Raw genomic sequence first — 18,468 nt, forward strand, 5'->3', positions numbered from 1 at the left:
CCGATGAAGAATATCGGCAACATGATGAAGCAGGCCCAGCAGATGCAGGCCAAGATGCAGGAAATGCAGGCGAGCCTGGAGCAGGTCGAAGTGACCGGCCAAAGCGCGGCCGGCATGGTCGTCGTGACCGTCAACGGCAAGAGCGAGATGAAGAAGGTCAAGCTCGACAAGTCGATCGTCGATCCCGAGGACGTCGAGGTTCTGGAGGATCTGATCGTCGCCGCCTTCAACGACGCCAAGAAGAAGGTGGAGCAGCATGTCGCCGAGGAGACCTCGAAGATGATGGGCGGGTTGAAGCTGCCGCCGGGCATGAAGCTGCCCTTCTGATCTTTCTTGCCCTCTCCCGCCCCGGGAGAGGGCGCGGAGCCGCCGGCCATAGGCCGGACGAGCACCGAAGGTGATCGTAGGCGGAGCGCGGTCGCGAGACTTGCGAGCGGCCTTGGACCCGCCGCAGGCGGGGAGGGTGAGGGGCGATCCGGACATGGGCCCCCTTATCCTCGTATCACCCCTCACCCTTCCCAAGCTCCGCTTGGGCCCCTTCCCTCTCCCGGGGCGGGAGAGGGAGATATGTGTCGGCACCCCACCCCATGATCGGACCTGAAATCGAACGCCTGATCCAGTTGCTGTCCAAGCTGCCGGGACTCGGTCCCCGGTCGGCGCGGCGGGCGGCGCTGCATCTGATGAAGCGGCGGGACAGCCTGCTGGTGCCTTTGTCGGAGGCGATGGCGGCGGCCGGCGAATCGATCCGCGCCTGCTCCGTCTGCGGCAACCTGGACAGCCGCGACCCCTGCACCGTCTGCGCCGACCACAGCCGCGACCGCTCGGTCATCTGCGTGGTCGAGGACCCCGGCGACCTGTGGGCGCTGGAACGCACCCGCGCCTTCCACGGCACCTACCATGTGCTGGGCGGCCTGTTGTCGGCGTTGCAGGGCGTCGGCCCCGACGACCTGAACATCTCCGGCCTCGCCGAACGGGCCAAGGATCCGGCGGTGCGCGAGGTCATCCTGGCGCTGAACGCCACCGTCGACGGCCAGACCACCGCCCATGTGGTGACCGACCGTCTGACCGATGCCGACGTCTCGGTCTCCCGCCTCGCCCATGGCGTGCCGGTCGGCGGCGAACTGGACTATCTCGACGACGGCACGCTGACCGCGGCGTTGAAGGCACGGCGGCCGTTGTAGCGGCATGACGGTGAACGCCAAGTTGCAGCAACTTGGCACCGATGCCGAAGTACCGGCAACCCGAACATCCACCGGCCCTGCCGGCAACCCTGCCGGGGTGGCGCCTCAGCCGGGGAAGCCGGCCATCGCCCGGATCTCGGCCGGGCTGCGACCCTCGTCGCGGAGCGAGCGCAGCGTCTGGGCGCGGTCGCGCTTAGCCAGCCGCTCTCCCGCCGCGTTCCGCAGCAGGCCGTGATGATGGTGATCGGGCGGATCGTAGCCCAGCAGCGCCTGCAACAGCCGGTGCAGATGGGTGGCGAAGAACAGATCCTCGCCGCGGGTGACCAGCGTCACGCCCTGGAGATGGTCGTCGACGGTGACGCTGAGATGGTAGCTGGTCGGCGTGTCCTTGCGCGCCAGCACCACGTCGCCCAGCAGCTCCGGCACCGCCTCCTGCCATCCCCGGCCGCGGTCGTGCCAGCGCAGGCGGCCGGTCAGCCGGGATGCGGCGGCGACGTCCAGGCGCAGCGCCCAGGCCTCGCCGCCGGCGATCCGCTCCGTCCGCTCCTCCGCCGGGCGGTGGCGGCAGGTGCCGGGATAGAGCGGCCCGTCGGGGCCGTGCGGGGCGGCGCCGGCCCCGGCGATCTCGGCCGCGATCTCGGCGGCGATGTCCTTGCGGGTGCAGAAGCAGGGATAGAGCACGCCCAGTGCCCCGAGCCGGGCCAGGGCGGCGCGGTAATCGTCGAAATGGTCGGACTGGCGCCGGACCGGACCGTCCCAGTCGAGGCCGAGCCAGGCCAGATCCTCGATCAGGTCGCGTTCATATTCGGGACGGCAGCGGTTGCGGTCGATGTCCTCGATCCGCAACAGGAAGCGCCCGCCGCCGCGGGCCATGGTCCAGCCGAACAGGGCGGAATGGGCATTGCCCAGATGCAGATGCCCGGTCGGGCTGGGGGCGAAGCGGGTGACGAGGTCGCTCATTCCCGCCTTATAGATCGGATCGCGTAAAATCGGCATCGATTTGAAGCGTGAATCCGATCGCCAAACATAAGGCCAGCGCATCGCCCGCCGGATCGGGCGCGCGATGCGCGAGGGGGGAGGGGCTCAGAAATAGGGGTTGTCGCGGATCGGCTCGACCGGAATGTCCTCACCCTCCAGATACAGAGCCAGCCGACGGCGCAGTTCGCGATCGAAGGCGTCGATGCGGATCTGACGGTCACGCTCCTCGCGTTCGCGGCGCTTCTGGGCGAGGTCGATGATGACGGCGGTCATGGCGGGACTTTCCTCGGGGTCGCGTCCGGCCGGCGCAACCGGCGGGATCGTCTAGGATCAACGAGGTCCACGATGCCGCCGTCATGGTTAACGAGGGGTAACCGCACAAGCGCAGGGACGCATCTTTTTCGGGATGTCACAGCCGATGCGCGAGTGCTCCCGCCTGGGCCGTCCTTCCCCCCGCCCTGGCCTGTCCCGCCCCGGGAGCGATGCCCACAGCGCGAAAAAGGTTACACATCGGTGAAGAAATTGGGTCCCGCCGGGTCAAGATGTTGAGTCCCGGCTGCCGATCCTCTATGTATCTGGTTGTCCCGGATCGGCGATCCGGCTGCCGGGGCTGATAAGACGGCAATAAGACAGCAGCCCGCGCACGAGCCGCAACACCGCGCGCCGGGTTCGTGACACGGTTACAGAAACGGTTTCAGACAAGGGAGTGGCCATTGGCTCCACCACCCGATCACTGTCCGGCTCTGGTGCTGAACGCGGATTTCCGCCCGCTCAGTTACTTCCCCTTGTCGCTATGGTCCTGGCAGGAAGCGGTCAAGGCGGTCTTTCTCGAACGGGTCAACATCGTATCGCACTATGACCGGGTCGTCAGATCCCCCAGCTTCGAACTCCGATTGCCCAGCGTCATCTCGCTGAAAGAGTTCATCCCCGCCACCCGCCGCCCGGCCTTCACCCGCTTCAACGTCTTCCTGCGCGACCGCTTCACCTGCCAGTATTGCGGCCGCCCCTTCCCCACCCAGGATCTGACCTTCGATCATGTGGTCCCGCGGTCGCGCGGCGGCCGGACGACGTGGGAAAACGTCATCACCTCCTGTTCCGCCTGCAACCTGGCGAAGGGCGACCGGCTGCCGCATGTCTGCGGCATGATCCCCCTCAGTCCGCCCTTCCAGCCGAGCGCCTACGAACTGCAAGAGAATGGACGTGCCTTCCCGCCAAACTTCCTTCACGAAAGTTGGCGGGATTTTCTTTATTGGGACTCGGAACTGGATCCGATGTAGGCGGATGCGGACGCCCCCTAAACCCGCTCCGCCACCCAGATCACCGCCCGCGTGCCGGCCTTGATCGCGGCGGTCAGCACCGGATAGCCGGCCGCGAGCTCCGCCTCGTTGACGAGGCCGATGTCGCGATGCTCGACCTCCTCCGCCTGGAACTTGCGGATGCTGTCGGCCAGCTCCTGCTCGTCGGGGCCGAGTTCCTTCAACTGCGCCTCGTAATGCCGCTCGATCACCTCTTCCACCGCGACGGTGCAGGCCATCGCCGCCCGCTCGCCCAGCAGCGCAGTGCCGGCGCCCAGCAGGAAGCCGGTGACGTGCCACAGCGGCTGCAGCAGGGTCGGGCGCACGCGGCGCCGGGTCAGCTGCCTCTCGAAATACTCCAGATGCTCCAGCTCCTGCTCGGCCATGTGGCGCAGGGTCTTGCCGTGGCGGCCCTTGCCGATCACGGCGATCTGGCCCTCGTAGATGCGCTTCGCGCCATATTCGCCGGCATGGTCGACACGGACGATGCGGGCCAGCCGGTCGCGCCGCGGCAGGTCGCCGGGCAGCGCGCCCCGCGACGCGGACGGATGGCGGGTTCGGCTGGCGTTCGGCCCAGAGTTCGGGAAGCTCGTTTCGCTCACAATGCGGTCCTCGACACCGGGGTGCGGGTGTAGGCGATGCGCGCGGCGACGAAGGCGTAGGCCGCCAGCGCCAGCGAGATCGCCACATTGTAGCCCGCCATGGAGATGCCGAACAGCGACCATGCCACCTCGTCGCAGCGGGTGACCGGGGCGGCCATCACCTGGGCGCGCAACGCCTCGATCGAATTGACTGGCGCCGACCCGCCGCAGGAGGAGGTGCCGGCCCACCAATGCTGTTCCACCCCGACATGATAGGCGGCGATCCCGGCGCCGGCCAGCAGGGCGAACCCGCTCGCCACCAGCAACGCGTCGCCCAGCCCCTTCCAGCGGCGGAACAGCCAGGTCACCAGCCCGAACGCCATCACCGCCACATAGGGCCAGCGCTGCATGATGCAGAGGACGCAGGGTTGGTAATCCAGCACGAACTGGAAGAACAGCGCCGACAGCAGCACCCCGGCGCTGGCCAGCGCCAGCAGCAGGGAGGCCACGCGGGGATCGTCGAGGACGCGGCAGAACAGGGGGGAGGTCGGGGGCTTGGTCGTCATGGCCGACAAGGTAGCGCGTACGGAGCCGTTCGGCCAGCCGGCAGCTCCGCCCGCCCGACCCCTGCGACGGCATGACAGGGGCGGCGGCGGCGACGGGGAATAAGCGGCGCGGCGGCGGCGTCGCCCCGTTCTTTTGCACTTTCCGTTTCCGAACGGTTGCGTTAGAAGAGGCGTCGCTGCGGGCGTGGTGAAATTGGTAGACGCGCCGGACTCAAAATCCGGTTCCGCAAGGAGTGTCGGTTCGAGTCCGACCGCCCGCACCATCTTATTCCGGCATGATGCGTCTCGCCGTTGCGCCGCGCAAGCCGAGCGCATCGAAGCTGCCGGCTCCCCCTTCCCAGCCTTCGAGCGTCCTGTCCCCCCGCTCCGCTCAGCCATCCCGAGCTGCTGCCCGGCTGCTGCGCGCGATGGCATGCACACTGGCATGCACATGACGGCCCGGCCACCGCAGAACCATCCGGGCCGCGCCATGCCTGTGGTGCCGGTCCCGCCCATACGGAACCGCCCATACGGAACACCGGGGCATGGGTGTCGACCGGCGTGAACGGCTGGGTGCGATCGCCGATCCGGAGCGGAACCCGGTGCAACCATTTCCCCGATCGCGCGTTTGTGAGGGAACAGGGCAAGCAGTGGCTTCGCCAGGAGCGACCGGGACTCTCCGGAAAGGACGTGCATGGCCTTGCCTTCGCTGTGGACGCCGCGCATGCGCCCATCCAGGGTGACGACCGCCCTGGGCTCGGCGCTTCTTGCCGCGTGCGAGGGACGGCAGTCCGCGCTGGCTCCCGCCGGCGACGGCGCGCGGGAGACCCTGGACGCCACCTGGATCCTGTTCGGTGGCGGAGCGGCGATCTTCGTCGCCGTCATGGCCCTGGCGCTCTATGCCGTGGCCGTCCCGCCGGAGCGCTTCCGGGGCGGGCGCGGCTGGGTGGTCGGCGGCGGCCTTCTCTTTCCCATCGCCGCGCTGACCCTGCTGCAACTGTACGAGTTCGGGCTGACGCGCCGGCTCGCCGCCACGCCGGAGCCTGCGCTGGTGATCGAGGTCACCGGCGCCATGTGGTGGTGGGACGTGCGCTACCGCATTCCGGGCCAGGAGCCGGTGCGCTCGGCCAACGAGATCGTCCTTCCGGCGGGCCGGCCGGTCGAAATCCGCCTGGACAGCGCCGACGTGATCCACAGCTTCTGGATCCCGAGCCTGGCCGGCAAGCTCGACATGATCCCCGGCCGAGTCAACCGGCTGTCCCTGACCCCCGAGACGCCCGGCGTCTATCGCGGCCAGTGCGCCGAATATTGCGGGGCGCAGCACGCGCTGATGGCCTTCGCCGTCGTCGTCGAGCCGCCGGACCGCTTCGACGCGTGGCTGGCCGGTCAGCGCCGGCCGGCCGCGGAGCCGGCCGACCCGCTGCTGGAGCGGGGGCGCGACGCCTTCTTCGCCTTCGGCTGCCAGTCCTGCCACACCGTGCGCGGAACGCCGGCCGACGGGCGCCTCGGCCCCGACCTCAGCAAGGTCGGCGGACGGCGGTCGCTCGGCGCCGGCAGCCTGCCGAACGGGGCGGGGCCGCTGGCCGGCTGGATCGCCGGCGCCCAGCATCTGAAACCCGAAAGCCGCATGCCATCCTTCGACGTGATGGACGCGGACACCCTGCACGCGCTGGCCGCCTGGCTGGAGAGCCTGACATGACCCTGCCCGGCGACCGCTCCCCCCCTCCCGGTCCTCTTCCGGACTCCCTTCCCAGCCCCCTGCCGCGCCCGCCGGGGGAGGAGGAGGCGCTCCGCCGGCTGTGGCGGCTGCCGACCGGGCTGGCGCGGCTGACGGCGGTCAACAACTCCGTCGTCGGCGTCTGGTACATCGCCACGGCGCTGCTGTTCTTCCTGATCGCCGGGCTGCTGGCGCTCGCCATGCGCGTGCAGCTGGCGGTGCCGGAGAACACGCTGCTCGACCATGGCACCTACAACCAGTTCTTCACCGTCCACGGCACCGGCATGATGTTCCTGTTCGCCGTGCCGATCGTCGAGGCCATCGGCGTCTACCTGCTGCCCGCCATGCTGGCGGCGCGCGACCTGCCCTTTCCCCGCCTGTCGGCCTTCGCCTTCTGGGCCTACGCCTTCGGCGGGATCTCCTTCTTCTGCTCGCTGATCTTCGACGCCGCTCCTGACGGCGGCTGGTTCATGTACCCGCCGCTGACCAGCTTCCAGTTCTCGCCCGGCATCAACGCCGATTTCTGGCTGCTCGGCATCGGCTTCATCGAGATCTCGGCGATCGCCGGCGCCATCGAGATCGTCGTCGGCATCCTGCGCACCCGGCCGCCGGGCATGACGCTGGACAAGCTGCCGATCTACGCCTGGTCGATGCTGGTGATGGCCGGCATGATCATCTTCGCCTTCCCGGCGGTGATCGTCGCCACCGCCCTGCTGGAGATCGAGCGCGCCTTCCACTGGCCCTTCTTCATCGCCGCGAAGGGCGGCGACCCGCTGCTGTGGCAGCATCTGTTCTGGTTCTTCGGCCATCCGGAGGTCTACATCATCTTCCTGCCGGCCGCCGGGCTGGTGTCGACAATGGTGCCGGCGCTGGCGCGGCGCCCGCTGGTCGGGCATGACTGGGTGGTGCTGGCGCTGGTGGGAACCGGCTTCTTCAGCTTCGGGCTGTGGGTCCACCACATGTTCGCCACCGGCATCCCGTCGCTGTCGCTCAGCTTCTTTTCCGCCGCCAGCATGGCCGTCGCGGTGCCCAGCGGCATCCAGGTCTTCGCCTGGATCGCCACGCTCGGCGGCGGGCGGGTGCAATGGACCACGGCGACCCGCTTCCTGATGGGCTTCCTGTTCATCTTCGTCCTGGGCGGGCTGACCGGCGTCATGGTGGCGGTCGTGCCCTTCGACTGGCAGGTCCATGACAGCTACTTCATCGTCGCCCACCTGCATTACGTGCTGATCGGCGGGATGGTGTTCCCGGTCTTCGCCGGCCTGTACCACTGGTGGCCGTTGCTCGACGGGCGGATGCTGTCGGAGCGGCTGGGCGGCTGGGCCTTCTGGCTGATGTTCATCGGCTTCAACGTCACCTTCTTTCCGATGCATCTGAGCGGCCTGCTCGGCATGCCCCGGCGCGTCTACACCTACCCCGGCGACCTCGGCTGGAACGCGTTGAACCTGATCTCCACCGCCGGTTCCTTCGTGCTGGCGCTGGGGGTGCTGCTGGTGCTGGTCGACATGGCGCGCAGCGTGCTGGGGCGGGGCCGGCGGGCGCCGGGAAACCCCTGGAACGCCGGCACGCTGGAATGGCTGCCCGGCCGGCTCTACGCGACCCGCAGCATCCCCCACGTCACCGGCCGATACCCGCTGTGGGACACCCCCGACCTGCCGCGCGAGGTGGAGGCGGGCGCCCATTACCTGCCCGGCGCGCCGACCGGACGGCGCGAGACCATCGTCACCGCCCCGCTCGATGCCCGGCCGCAGTACCTGATGCAGCTGCCGGGGCCGCATTGGGGGCCGTTCCTGGCCGGGCTGTTCACGGCGGCGCATTTCCTGATGCTGACCGTGCAATGGTACCAGGCATCACTGGTTCCGGCCGTGCTGGCCGTCGCCATGGTGATGTGGTGGCTGTGGGGCCTGGACAGGGGCGCGGACCGCCCGCCCCAGGACATCGGCGGCGGCTGGCGGGTTCCGGTCTATGTCCAGGGGCCGAAGAGCCATTCCTGGTGGGGCGTCGTGGTCCTCCTGCTGGTCGACGGCACCGCCTTCGCCTGCCTGATCTTCACCTACCTGTTCCTGTGGACGGTCAGCCCGGAGGTCTGGCCGGACGCCGCCCGCCTGCCCGGGCTGGAATGGCTGGGCGGCGGGCTGGCGCTGTGGATGCTGGCGGCGCTGGCGATCGGCTGGGCGAGCCGCTCCCTCGGCCGCGACCGGCAGGGCGCCTTGCGGATCGGGCTGCTGCTGGCGTGGCTGGCCATGCTCGCGGCGGTCCTGTTCGACGGACAGGCCCAGTTCCGCAGCGGCGTGAAGGGGGCCGAGAGCGCCTATGGCGCGATCGCCTGGATGCTGGTGGCTTGGCAGGCCTTCCATGTCGCGGTGATGACGCTGATGATCGGCTTCACCCTGGCGCGCTCGCTGGCCGGGCTGATGCACGCCGAACGGCGGGTGACCTTCGACAACACGATGCTGATGGGGTGGTACAGCGCGGCCCAGGGGGCCGTGGCCCTGCTGCTGCTGCATCTCTTCCCGCGCCTGGCGGTGTGAGGCCGCCATGAGCGAACGCAGCTTTCCATCCATCTTCGCCGGGATGCTGTCGCCTTTCCTGATCTGGGCGGGGCATTTCGGGGCGGTCTACGCGATCAACACGGTGATCTGCGCCCGCGGGCTCGACCGGGAAACCCTGTGGGGCGTCTCGCCGGCCCCGGTCGCGGTGACGGTCGCGACGCTGGCGGCCCTGCTGTGCGTGGCGGCGGTGGCGGTGTGGGCGGCCCGGGACACCGGCCCCGCCGACCCGGATCTGCGGCGGTTCGGACGGTGGCTCAGGATGGCCGGCGCGGGGGTCGCATTCGTCGCGATCCTCTGGAGCGGCCTGCCGGCGCTTCAGCTTCCCGCCTGCGCTTAATACCAGCGGTCATTGATGATGACCGCTGGTATCCGCGCCGACTGGCGCGGCGGCGGCCCATGCCGCCGAAGCTCTTGATCCTGACCTGTCAGGATCAAGAGCCGCTGGTATAAGGATTTCGCGCGCCCGTCAGGGCTCGCCGCCGGCATCGCCTGTTGCCGCCTTGTCCGGTTCTGCCTGGGGCGGTGCCGCCTGGAGCGGCCGGATACGGGCGTAATGGAGGGACACGGCCCGTATCTGCTCCTCCGTCAGGGTGCGCACGGCGGCGCCCATGATTCGCGACAGCGGCGTGTCGGCGCGCGTGCCCGTCCGCCAAAGCCGCAGTTGATCGCCGATATAGCCGGCGTGCTGGCCGTCCAGGGAGGGATAGCGCGGGTCGTTGTCCGGCCCGTGGCAGCCGGAACAGGCCGGAACGCCCGCCTGGGGATCGCCGGCCGTCGCCAGGCTGCGCCCCAGCTCCAGCAGGGCCGGTTCCGCCTCGGGCACCGGCGGACTGGGCGCGTTGGTCTGGCCGGCGTAATGCCCGGACAAGGCCCGCATCGTGTCCTCGTCCAGCCCCGCCACGACCGGCTGCATCATGCCGCTGGGGCGCTCGCCGCTCGCGAAGGCGCGCAGGGACTCGTACAGGTAGGCGGCGCGCTGGCCGGAGAGCCGCGGGAAGGCCCCCGTGTTGCTGCCGGCACCGTCGCGACCATGGCAGCGGGTGCAGGTTTGCAGGGCGCCCTCCTCCCGGCCGGCCAGCTCGGTGAGCCGGGCCCGGCGGGCGGGCGGCGCCTCCGCGAAGGCAAGGCGGCGGTACTCCTCGGCGCTCATGCCGTCGAGCCGCAGCAGGAAGGCGGCGACCGCCCAGGGTTCGTCCTCCCGCTCCGGCGCCGGCCAGGCCGGCATGCCGGTATAGCGCAGACCATGCCGGGTCACCCAATACAGCTCCCTCGGCTTCCAGTCCGCCACCCGCCCCGGCAGATCGGGCGGGGGCGGCATCATGCGCTGCGAAACCGGGTTGCGCGGCGCGTCCGGTGCGCCGTGGCAGGGGGCGCAGCCATTCTCGAAATGGGCGGCACCCCGTTCGATCAACGCGAGGTCGTCCAGGTCCGGCGCCTCGATGAAGAGGGCGTGCGTCTCGACGGAGTTCCGCATCGCCATGTCCAGGAACCAGCGGATGGGTGGCCAATGCTCCTTGGTCGCCGCGACGCTGTAGAGGCCGGACCAGGCGAACAGGAGGGCACCGGCAAGGCCGGTGGCGGCCAGCCCGGCGACCAGCCCGACCAGGAGCCGGATCATGCCCCCCCTCCCGTCGGCTTCCGCAGAAGCGCGCCGCCCGCCCGACCACTGCTCCCCCCGGCCTGCCGGAGCCAGCGCGCCGCCGCCAGAAGGTTGAGCGCGACATAGACGGTGGAGCCGACCACCCCCATGATCAGGCCGCCGAGCTGCTGATCCTCCAATGGCGAGATCCCCCAGGGGGCCGTGGTCGTCGCGTGGTAGGGAAACAGCGGTCCGGCCGCGAAGATCAGCAGGCCGGCCAGCATGGCCAGATGGACCGACGTTCCGAACGCCGCGAGCAGCCCCCGCACCCGCAAGGTCGGCTCCGACGGCGCAAGCACGCTTCTCCACGCGGCGAGCGCGCCGGCGAACAGCGTCCCGTGCATGGCCCACAGCACCGCATCGCTGGAAAGCGCGGCCATGTAGGGGCCGGGGAGATGCCACAGCCAGAGGAACAGGCCGAACGCGCCCCAGGCGATCTCCGGACTCCCGAAAGGCCGCGCCAGCGCCCGAATCCAGCCCGGCCAGCGGATGGCGGCGGGCGGCCATGCCAGGACGAACAGCGGCGCCGCGACCTGGATGACAAGGAGATGCTGGGCGACGCGGGCCGAAAACAACGCCGAGGTGAGATTGCACAGCGGGGAGATCAGGGCGATCGCCAGCACCAGCCATCCCGCCGTCAGGCACAGGGGCCTGTGGCGGACGCCGTCCCCCGCATGGCGGCGGGACAGCCCCATGAGAAGAAGCAAGGCCGCGGCAAAGACGCCGAGCAGAACGGGATCGCGGTTCCAGGCCGTGAGCCATTCACCCGGTATGGGGGGAGTGCCGCAATACGGCACGACGGATGGCGCCTCGACCGGCACGGCATGCCTCCCTGTGATCCCTGTTTCCCTCGCTCTGTCCAATGAACGGCGGGGACGTTGGTTCCACGGGCAGGCTGCTGCACGGACATCTTCGGGTGAACCTGCGCCGACGCGATGCGCCTTGCCGAGGGCCGCGCCATCTTTCCCGCATCCCCTCCGGGGCTGCGTTCACCGCGGATCGACGCCGGGCGGTCTCCATCTCCCGACGCGACGGCACCGGTTCGCCCTTCCGTCGGTCCCGGCCGGGACGGTCCCGCCGAGCCGAGCCGGGAGAGCGGCCATCGTCAGCCCTTGCCGGGCTTGCGCTTCGTCCGGCCGCCGGTGGCCTCGCCCTCCTTGCGCTGGATGAACAGCCGGCCGGCCTGCATCGCCGCGGCGCGGCTGATGTAGCTGCCGCACTCGAAGCGCCGGCCGTCGAACATCACGGCGAGGGTGAAATTCTGTGGGCCGGCCTCGTCGACCACGATCGAGGAGGAGGCGGGTTTCATTCGGCGGCCCCGCTGGTTTGCGCGCGCCGGCATCGATCCGGGAAGATGGTGATTTCTGTCATGACCCCGGTATTTTTCCGCAAGGCCGGTCCGAATGCAACCTTGCCGGAAGCATGCAGAAGCGGCCGGCATCGTGATGCCTACGAGGTCAGCGCTCCACCGGGCCGCCGGCCTGGACCCAGCCGGCGAAGCCGCCGCGCAGGCGGTTGACGGTGCCGGTGAAGCCGGACGCCATCATGCGTTCGGCGGCCGGACCGCAGCGCATGCCGCCCTGGCAGTGGAAGACCAGATGCTTGGCCGCATCGGCGGGAACCCGCGCGGGGTCGAACCGCGACAGCGGGTTCAGGATGGCGCCCGGGATGTGGCCGGCGGCGTGTTCGTGGGGTTCGCGGACGTCGACGATGATGGTCTCGCCGGCCGCCTGCCACTGCATCACGGTCCGCGGGTCGGCCTGCGCAATGCGGCCGGCGGGAGAGCCGGCCGGGATGTCGGACGGGGCGGCGGGGATCAGGCGGCGGATCAGGGAGCAGAGCCACATGGTGGGGGCACCTCTCGGTTGGCGTCGTCGAAGGATGGGATCGGGCGGGCGGAGCCGCGGCCCCGGAGAGCGCTTGCGGAAAGCGCCTGCGGAAAGCACTTGACCAATAATTCAGCATTTCCTAAATTAGTGTCAATGAATGTTTTCGACATGACCCCGGGGCTGCGGCCCGCCGTGACGCTGATGAAGGCACTGTCGCACGAGGCGCGCCTGCTGATCCTGTGCGAACTGGGCCAGGGCGAGCGCAGCGTCGGTCAATTGGGCGAGGTGGCCGGGCTCAGCCAGTCGGCCCTGTCGCAGCATCTGGCGCGGCTGCGTGCCGACGGGCTGGTCCGCACCCGACGGCGGTCGCAGACGATCCTCTATTCGCTTGCCAGCCGTGAGGTGACGGCGGTCATCGCCGTACTGGCCGAGCTGTACTGCCATCCCGACCGGGGGGCCGGAACAGCCGGCGGTCCCTGCGGCGGCCCTTCCACGTCAGGAGAGACACCATGAGCATCGACCGCATCGTCATGGCCTTCGCCGGCACGGTAATCCTTGCCAGTCTCGCGCTGTCGCAGTTGCACGGCCCGGGGTGGCTGTGGCTGACCGCCTTCGTCGGGGCCAATCTGCTGCAATCGTCCTTCACCGGCTTCTGCCCGTTGGCGATCCTGCTGAAGCGGGCCGGCGCCGCCGCCGGCCCGGCGTTCCGCTGATCCATTTCTTCGATCTTTTCCAAAGGAGACGACCATGCACAAGGATTGGCCGCAGATGACCGGCGAACTGTCCGGCGCCATCCGCGAACTGCGGGGCGGCGCGCCTGAGGTGATGAGGGCATTTTCCGGAATGGCCCAGGCGGCGCTGAAGGCGGATGCGCTCGACACCAGGACGAAGGAACTGATCGCGCTGGGCATCGCCGTGGCGATCCGCTGCGACGGCTGCGTCGCCTTTCATGCGGAAGCGGCGATGAAGCAGGGCGCGACGCGTGACGAGGTGATGGAGACGATGGGCATGGCTGTTTATATGGGCGCCGGCCCGTCGGTGATGTATGCGGCCCAGGCGGTCGAGGCCTTCGACCAGTTCACGGCCAAAGCGGCCGGCTGAGCCGCCGGACGGCATTCATCGGATGGATGATGGTGCGGGCGGCGGGACTCGAACCCGCATACCTAAGGGTGAGGGATTTTAAGTCTCACCCACTCACCTTTTCCGGTATTTTCCAGAAATTGCCGCCCGTTACCAAACTGCATGTAAATCAATGGTTTATTGGCGCGCATTCCTTTCCATCCTTTTCCCGAATATGATCGGATTTTCGCCACGGTGGGTCCTGGGTGGGTCCTAGGACCGTGGGTCCTGAAAAAATCCACCTGCGGCAAGGGATTATCCGGGCCGTGGGTCCTGCGGGGGGATGGGGATGGAAGCTAAGATCACGAAAAGGCTGGTGGATCACGTCCAGGCGGGGGACAAGGATCTGTTGGTGTTCGACACGGTGCTGAAGGGTTTCGTGCTGAAGGTGACGCCGAAGGGCACCAAGACCTATCTCGCGATCTACCGCATGGGCGGACGGGATACGCCGAAGCAGAAAGTAACCATCGGCCGGCATGGCTCCCCCTGGACACCCGACCAAGCCCGCACCGAGGCGGAGAAGCTGTTGGCGTCGGTGCGGAAGGGCACCGATCCGGCGGCCGAGAAGAAGGCCCGGACCAAGCGGGGCGCCACCGTCGCCGATCTGGCGGACGATTATCTGACCCAGCACGTCGATGTGAAGAACAAGCCCAGCACCGCGACCGGCTTCCGCCGGCTGGTGGAGAAGGAAATCAAACCCGCGCTGGGAAAGCTACAGGTGGACAAGGTGACGCGCGCCGATGTCGCCAAGCTCCACCACGACATGCGGGACACCCCGCGACAGGCGAACCAGACGCTCGCCGTCCTGTCCAAGATGTTCAGCCTTGCCGAAGTGTGGGGCATGCGCCCGGACGGGACCAACCCATGCAAGCGGATCGAGCGCTACCGCGAGAACAAGCGGGAGCGCTTCCTGTCCACGCCCGAGGTGGAGCGGTTGGGCAAGGTGCTGGCCGAACTCGACCAAAGCGGCGAGGTGCATGAAACCGTTCTGGCCGGTCTCCGGTTGCTGCTACTGACTGGCTGCCGCGTCGGGGAGGTGCTGGCCCTGCGCTGGGCCGACGTGGTTGACGGCGCCCTTCTCATTCGTGACGCCAAGGCTGGCGCCCGCGTCCATTCCATTGGGGCTTTGGCGCAAGCGCTCCTGGCCGATCTGCCGCGCAAATCGGAATGGGTGCTGCCGGGAGTGCGCGCCCCTGAAAAGCCGCTGTCCGCCAGCACGCTCGGGCACGCTTGGGAGCGCATCCGGGAGAAAGCCGGGCTGGCGGATGTCCATCTCCACGACAAGCGGCACACGGTCGGAACCTATGCCGGGCAAGCCGGAGCGAACGCCTTCCTTGTGCGCGACAAGCTGGGGCACAAGACGCTTGCGATGACCGGCCGCTATGTGAACCGGGACGCCGATCCGCTCCGCGAACTGTCCGACAAGATCGAAGGCCGCATCATGGGAGCGCTGAACGCTGGAGCCGCGACGGCGAAGGGAGAGGCCATCGACAACGTGGTGCCTCTGGCAAAGCCCGCCGGCCGAAAGCCGACCTGATCCCGCCCCCTTGGTCCCCCTCCCCCTCCCCTTAACCTTCCTATTTAGAAAGAAAAGGAGAATTTGCGTCCCCGCGTCCCCAAGGCCAAAAGCAGCGATTTAACATGTTGATATCGCTATGATTGTCGTGGGGACGCAAAATTATGAATTTGCGTCCCCGTTGCGTCCCCAAATTGGGTTTGCGTCCCCGCTTTTGGAGCTATTCCCCGCCGGCCCGCTCGACCACGGTCGCGGTGGTGGTTTCCGCCCGCGCGGCCAGCTTGTCCGCCATGTCCCTGGTGACGATCCCGCACCACGCGCCGAGATCATCGCGGCGCTGAAGGCCAGCCCGGTCAATGAGCTTGCGCGTGTAGCCGTTCGACCGGCTGCCGGTGCGGATCGCGACGGCGACCTCTCCGGGGGCGGGCTGGAGATCGTCGGGTACGGCCAGCGGCGCCCACCGCGCGTCTTGGTTCGTCGCCCGCATGGCGAGCGAGCGGAGAACCTTGTGGAGCGGTTCGCCGTCCCTGGTGCGCGCGGCGATTTCCCGCAAGGCGGCATGGATGGCCTGGGGGGCAAGCACGTTGATTTGCGTCACGTCACCTTCGGCAAGGCGGGCGCGGCGCTTGGCCTGTCGAGCGGCGGCTGTTTGGTCTGGCATGGCGCATCCTCGTAACTAGTCACGGTTTCCCTATAGATGGTTCGTGACTAGTCACGCATCAAGGCGCGTTCGGAGTGTGACTAGTCACAAACCGTCATCGAACGGGGTAGCATGGGGTTTTATGGGCGCCGCCCTTGACATCGGCACCCAACCTATAAGATTTATAGGTTATGGCCGACCCGAACGTTGTCCCTCTGAGGCTCACCAAACCCGCCGCCGCCCGGATCGTGAAGGAGATCGCTGCGGACCCTGACCGAATCGTTCCGGTGCCCCACGCCAAGAAGCGCATGGTGCAGCGGAAGATCTCGATCACTCAGGCGCGGCGCGTGGTCCAGGCGGGCTTTATCGACGGGGAACCGTGGATCGACGAACATGGGAACTGGCGTGTGGATATGCGCGGCATGTCGGCCGGAGAACAGATCACGGTCGGTATCGCCATCGAATGGCGGACTCGGTTGCTGATCATCACAGTGTTTTGACGGAAGGAGGCGACGATGTACCACTACACCGAATGCGGCCTTCCCAACGTATGGCTGGCGAACGGCGTCAAGCCGCACGCCACGCCCTACGGCGAGGCCATGGTGATCGAGAATGTGGAAGGGCTGCACCGAGCCATCGGCATGCAGCTTGTCCACCGGAAGCCCTACCTGACCGGGTGCGAGTTCCGGTTTCTGCGCAAGGAACTCGACCTGTCACAGAACGCGCTGGCCGGCTATTTCGGCAACGACGCCCAGTCCGTGGCCCTGTGGGAAAAGCGCGGGCGGGTGCCGAAGTGGGCCGACCGCTTCTTGCGCGCCATCTACCGCGAGCACATGGAAGGCAATGCCCATATCCGGGAGATCATCGCCCGGCTGAACGACATGGACCGGCAAGAGCACGAGCGGCAGGTGTTCGAGGACACGCCGCAAGGCTGGCGAGCCGCAGCGTAGCCGATTTTCCAAGAACACTTGACGGCATACGCGGATGTGCGGAACATGAGGCCGTCAACGCCCGAAGTGTAACAAGCCCGCCCGGACTTGCCGCAGCAGACGTTTGTCGTTTGGAAATGCGCGGGAACTTGCGCAATTTTGGCTCATTCGGAACCGGGTGAAGGCACATAACCGTGTTCAAGGCTCTGCTCGTTGAGAAGCTTGTTTATTTGATTTCTTTGCTGTCCTTTATTGAGATCAGATCAATTAGTAAGTTTATTTGATCGCTTTCAAAGGAAATTGACCTGTTGTCATTAACTATAGCCGAAACATAGAATTCTGGGTTCCCATTACCAAATAGATTGACGTGAATTTTACATCTTATCTGAAAAGGTCCGCACCCCATCCTTGCTTGCGTAGACTTAGCTGCCTTACCATTTATAAACGCCGTCACAATATATCCCGCACGATATGCGCTAACCTCAATTATTGTTTCTCTCCAGCCTCCACTACTATCTGAGTCTAGTATAATTTTATCATAGTCTATGCCGGTTTCATGCTTAATATACTGCAAAAATGCGTCCGATAACTCGCCAAGGGTTATGTTTATAGAGCGAGGCTTTTTCCCAAAAGTTGTGAATGTTCTATCGGCCATTCCCGCCTACCCTCTGGTGGATGATGAATGATCGGCAAAGAGAGGAAAGGAGTCGAGATTTTTACCAGAGACTAGAATTTTTATCTCCTCACCAACTCAACGCCGTGTTCGGTGAACCGCACGCCCGCCGCTTCCAGAGCGTTGCGCATCGCTGCCATGGTGGCGCCGGCTGTGCCCGCTGCCATGATCGTTGCCGCGCCGCACCCCGACGCCGAACTACTCGCCCTTGGCGTCGATCTGGATCGAGTTGAGGCACAGTCGGCCAACCTCCCGCGAGATGCTGACTTTGCCAAGTTTGAAGCCTTAACGGAAAAGGGCAGCGCCATCGCCAAGCGAATGCTGGTAATCCGCCCGACGACTTTAGAAGGGCACCACGCCAAGGCCAAGGCGTTCGTCTGGTGCGCCGACGAGATGCCGGAAGATGACTACTTCGGCACGACGACTGACGCCCGGATGGCTGTGGCGATCATTCGCGACTTGCTGGAGTTTGGGGGTGCAGCATGACCCGCAGTCAACTTCTGGGCACCATCGCCGACGAGATCGACGTGGCACCGGACCACATGCGCGCCAAGCTGTTGAAAATCGTGCGGGAACAGGCAAAGCGCCTTGCCAGAGATGCCGCCTGACCACGCCTCGCCGACTCCATCGTAACCAAGGGGCCGGCAAAACCGGCCCCTTGGTTTTTAACCCGTCCTTGTTATCGGTTGAGGCGACAAACTTTCGCACAACGCCTCACAAGAGGCGTTCTTGACAGCCTCCCCGCGCCACTCTATATTCGCCTCAACGGAGGTGAAAATGACTAACCCGATTTCAGATAAGCGATACCGGTTTTCGAGCGTCGTCTACGCCACGGGCGGCAATGCGAAGGTGATACGGAACTGGCTCGACCGAAAGCAGGTGATGCTTGAGGCAAATGAGGAGCGAGAAGGGCAGAAATGGCGCCAGTTCTCCGTATGGGACGCGTTCCGCCTTGCCGTCATTCGGCGCTTGGTGGAGTTCTGCGTTCCGGTCGAGTTGGCGAGCTTAATTGTGGGTGGCTTGCTCGTGCCGCACATGCTTTTGCTAATGTATAAAAACACACCGCCAAGAGCTTTAGTCGCAGCACTATCACTTACAACACTCTTCGTTTGGCGCGAAGAAGATGGGTGGAAACACAAAATATACAACGGAGCTGGCGACCCCCCCGAAGTTCCTGACGCTGTCATTTACGTTAGCATCGGCTCAATTGCGGAACGAGTCGTTGAGGCCCTTGAAGAAATTGGCGACGATGACTGAAGAGAAGTCCTCTTTAT

General features: G+C 66.8%; 25 protein-coding genes and 1 tRNA gene. 16 read left to right on the forward strand and 10 right to left on the reverse strand.

Annotation, left to right across the window (positions count from 1 at the left end; translation table 11 throughout):
- The first annotated feature begins 3 nt into the window (after nt 1–3).
- Both AL072_RS02025 and recR read left to right on the forward strand, forming a co-directional pair.
- Nucleotides 4–327, forward strand: a complete 324-nt coding sequence (locus tag AL072_RS02025) for a YbaB/EbfC family nucleoid-associated protein (RefSeq protein WP_045581727.1) — start codon at nt 4–6, stop codon at nt 325–327.
- A 260-nt stretch (nt 328–587) separates the two neighbouring features.
- Nucleotides 588–1,181: a recombination mediator RecR gene (gene recR / locus AL072_RS02030; protein ID WP_045581726.1), complete on the forward strand. Its 594-nt coding sequence runs from the start codon at nt 588–590 to the stop codon at nt 1,179–1,181.
- Nucleotides 1,182–1,286: 105 nt separating this feature from the next.
- Here the strand turns inward: recR and gluQRS are convergent, their stop codons facing one another.
- Nucleotides 1,287–2,141, reverse strand: a complete 855-nt coding sequence (gene gluQRS, locus AL072_RS02035) for a tRNA glutamyl-Q(34) synthetase GluQRS (protein WP_045581725.1) — start codon at nt 2,139–2,141, stop codon at nt 1,287–1,289.
- 123 nt (nt 2,142–2,264) lie between these two features.
- Complete coding sequence (locus AL072_RS35145) at nt 2,265–2,432, reverse strand: hypothetical protein (protein ID WP_167543362.1); 168 nt, start codon at nt 2,430–2,432, stop codon at nt 2,265–2,267.
- Nucleotides 2,433–2,872: 440 nt separating this feature from the next.
- On the opposite strand from AL072_RS35145, the gene AL072_RS02040 reads away from it, so the two are divergent.
- Complete coding sequence (locus AL072_RS02040; RefSeq protein WP_045581724.1) at nt 2,873–3,436, forward strand: HNH endonuclease; 564 nt, start codon at nt 2,873–2,875, stop codon at nt 3,434–3,436.
- A gap of 17 nt (nt 3,437–3,453) precedes the next feature.
- Here the strand turns inward: AL072_RS02040 and AL072_RS02045 are convergent, their stop codons facing one another.
- On the reverse strand, nt 3,454–4,056 hold the full coding sequence (locus AL072_RS02045) for a demethoxyubiquinone hydroxylase family protein (RefSeq protein WP_082108907.1): 603 nt from the start codon (nt 4,054–4,056) through the stop codon (nt 3,454–3,456).
- Nucleotides 4,053–4,601, reverse strand: coding sequence for a disulfide bond formation protein B (locus tag AL072_RS02050; protein WP_052709973.1), 549 nt, complete (start codon nt 4,599–4,601; stop codon nt 4,053–4,055). Before AL072_RS02050 ends, AL072_RS02045 begins: the two co-directional genes overlap by 4 nt.
- Nucleotides 4,602–4,779: 178 nt before the next feature.
- On the opposite strand from AL072_RS02050, the gene AL072_RS02055 reads away from it, so the two are divergent.
- The 4 genes from AL072_RS02055 (at nt 4,780) to AL072_RS02070 (ending at nt 9,186) form a co-directional block, all read left to right on the forward strand.
- Nucleotides 4,780–4,864, forward strand: a tRNA-Leu gene (locus AL072_RS02055).
- A gap of 410 nt (nt 4,865–5,274) precedes the next feature.
- Nucleotides 5,275–6,279 carry a cytochrome c oxidase subunit II gene (gene coxB / locus AL072_RS02060; protein WP_245636727.1) on the forward strand — a complete coding sequence of 335 codons (1,005 nt, stop codon included), beginning with the start codon at nt 5,275–5,277 and terminating at the stop codon, nt 6,277–6,279.
- A complete protein-coding gene (ctaD, locus tag AL072_RS02065; RefSeq protein ID WP_045581723.1) occupies nt 6,276–8,828 on the forward strand; it encodes a cytochrome c oxidase subunit I in 2,553 nt (850 codons plus the stop codon). The genes coxB and ctaD overlap by 4 nt, the downstream gene beginning before the upstream one ends.
- A gap of 7 nt (nt 8,829–8,835) precedes the next feature.
- The gene (locus tag AL072_RS02070; RefSeq protein ID WP_045581722.1) at nt 8,836–9,186 is read left to right on the forward strand and encodes a hypothetical protein; all 351 of its coding nucleotides are present in this window, start codon (nt 8,836–8,838) and stop codon (nt 9,184–9,186) included.
- 129 nt (nt 9,187–9,315) lie between these two features.
- On the opposite strand, the gene AL072_RS02075 is transcribed toward AL072_RS02070, so the two are convergent.
- The 4 genes from AL072_RS02075 to AL072_RS02090 all read right to left on the reverse strand — a co-directional run bounded on the left by AL072_RS02075 (nt 9,316) and on the right by AL072_RS02090 (nt 12,335).
- A complete protein-coding gene (locus AL072_RS02075; RefSeq protein ID WP_045581721.1) occupies nt 9,316–10,467 on the reverse strand; it encodes a c-type cytochrome in 1,152 nt (383 codons plus the stop codon).
- Nucleotides 10,464–11,309 (reverse strand): cytochrome c oxidase assembly protein, encoded by an 846-nt coding sequence (locus AL072_RS02080; RefSeq protein ID WP_082108906.1) that lies wholly within the window; start codon nt 11,307–11,309, stop codon nt 10,464–10,466. Before AL072_RS02080 ends, AL072_RS02075 begins: the two co-directional genes overlap by 4 nt.
- A gap of 284 nt (nt 11,310–11,593) precedes the next feature.
- A complete protein-coding gene (locus AL072_RS02085) occupies nt 11,594–11,797 on the reverse strand; it encodes a hypothetical protein (RefSeq protein ID WP_045581720.1) in 204 nt (67 codons plus the stop codon).
- A gap of 148 nt (nt 11,798–11,945) precedes the next feature.
- Nucleotides 11,946–12,335 (reverse strand): rhodanese-like domain-containing protein, encoded by a 390-nt coding sequence (locus AL072_RS02090; protein WP_045581719.1) that lies wholly within the window; start codon nt 12,333–12,335, stop codon nt 11,946–11,948.
- Between the two features lie 150 nt (nt 12,336–12,485).
- On the opposite strand from AL072_RS02090, the gene AL072_RS02095 reads away from it, so the two are divergent.
- The 4 genes from AL072_RS02095 (at nt 12,486) to AL072_RS02110 (ending at nt 14,973) form a co-directional block, all read left to right on the forward strand.
- Nucleotides 12,486–12,830 carry an ArsR/SmtB family transcription factor gene (locus tag AL072_RS02095; protein WP_245636728.1) on the forward strand — a complete coding sequence of 115 codons (345 nt, stop codon included), beginning with the start codon at nt 12,486–12,488 and terminating at the stop codon, nt 12,828–12,830.
- Nucleotides 12,827–13,030, forward strand: coding sequence for a YgaP family membrane protein (locus AL072_RS02100; protein ID WP_045581717.1), 204 nt, complete (start codon nt 12,827–12,829; stop codon nt 13,028–13,030). Before AL072_RS02095 ends, AL072_RS02100 begins: the two co-directional genes overlap by 4 nt.
- A gap of 34 nt (nt 13,031–13,064) precedes the next feature.
- Entirely contained in the window at nt 13,065–13,418 is a 354-nt protein-coding gene (locus AL072_RS02105) for a carboxymuconolactone decarboxylase family protein (protein ID WP_045581716.1), read from the forward strand.
- A 307-nt stretch (nt 13,419–13,725) separates the two neighbouring features.
- Nucleotides 13,726–14,973, forward strand: a complete 1,248-nt coding sequence (locus tag AL072_RS02110) for a site-specific integrase (protein WP_045581715.1) — start codon at nt 13,726–13,728, stop codon at nt 14,971–14,973.
- A gap of 199 nt (nt 14,974–15,172) precedes the next feature.
- On the opposite strand, the gene AL072_RS02115 is transcribed toward AL072_RS02110, so the two are convergent.
- On the reverse strand, nt 15,173–15,613 hold the full coding sequence (locus AL072_RS02115) for a hypothetical protein (RefSeq protein WP_045581714.1): 441 nt from the start codon (nt 15,611–15,613) through the stop codon (nt 15,173–15,175).
- A 170-nt stretch (nt 15,614–15,783) separates the two neighbouring features.
- Between AL072_RS02115 and AL072_RS02120 the strand changes: the two genes are divergently transcribed.
- Nucleotides 15,784–16,092 (forward strand): DUF4258 domain-containing protein, encoded by a 309-nt coding sequence (locus AL072_RS02120; protein WP_045581713.1) that lies wholly within the window; start codon nt 15,784–15,786, stop codon nt 16,090–16,092.
- A 15-nt stretch (nt 16,093–16,107) separates the two neighbouring features.
- Nucleotides 16,108–16,542 carry a helix-turn-helix domain-containing protein gene (locus AL072_RS02125; RefSeq protein ID WP_045581712.1) on the forward strand — a complete coding sequence of 145 codons (435 nt, stop codon included), beginning with the start codon at nt 16,108–16,110 and terminating at the stop codon, nt 16,540–16,542.
- A 205-nt stretch (nt 16,543–16,747) separates the two neighbouring features.
- Here the strand turns inward: AL072_RS02125 and AL072_RS34050 are convergent, their stop codons facing one another.
- Nucleotides 16,748–17,176, reverse strand: a complete 429-nt coding sequence (locus AL072_RS34050; RefSeq protein WP_144428107.1) for a hypothetical protein — start codon at nt 17,174–17,176, stop codon at nt 16,748–16,750.
- Nucleotides 17,177–17,287: 111 nt separating this feature from the next.
- On the opposite strand from AL072_RS34050, the gene AL072_RS02130 reads away from it, so the two are divergent.
- From AL072_RS02130 to AL072_RS34055, 3 genes are all read left to right on the forward strand, one after another.
- Nucleotides 17,288–17,680, forward strand: coding sequence for a hypothetical protein (locus tag AL072_RS02130; protein ID WP_144428108.1), 393 nt, complete (start codon nt 17,288–17,290; stop codon nt 17,678–17,680).
- Nucleotides 17,677–17,802, forward strand: coding sequence for a hypothetical protein (locus AL072_RS35940; RefSeq protein ID WP_281178647.1), 126 nt, complete (start codon nt 17,677–17,679; stop codon nt 17,800–17,802). The genes AL072_RS02130 and AL072_RS35940 overlap by 4 nt, the downstream gene beginning before the upstream one ends.
- A gap of 169 nt (nt 17,803–17,971) precedes the next feature.
- Nucleotides 17,972–18,451, forward strand: coding sequence for a hypothetical protein (locus tag AL072_RS34055; RefSeq protein WP_144428109.1), 480 nt, complete (start codon nt 17,972–17,974; stop codon nt 18,449–18,451).
- The last annotated feature ends 17 nt before the right edge of the window (nt 18,452–18,468 follow it).

This window comes from Azospirillum thiophilum, assembly GCF_001305595.1.
Taxonomy (GTDB): domain Bacteria; phylum Pseudomonadota; class Alphaproteobacteria; order Azospirillales; family Azospirillaceae; genus Azospirillum; species Azospirillum thiophilum.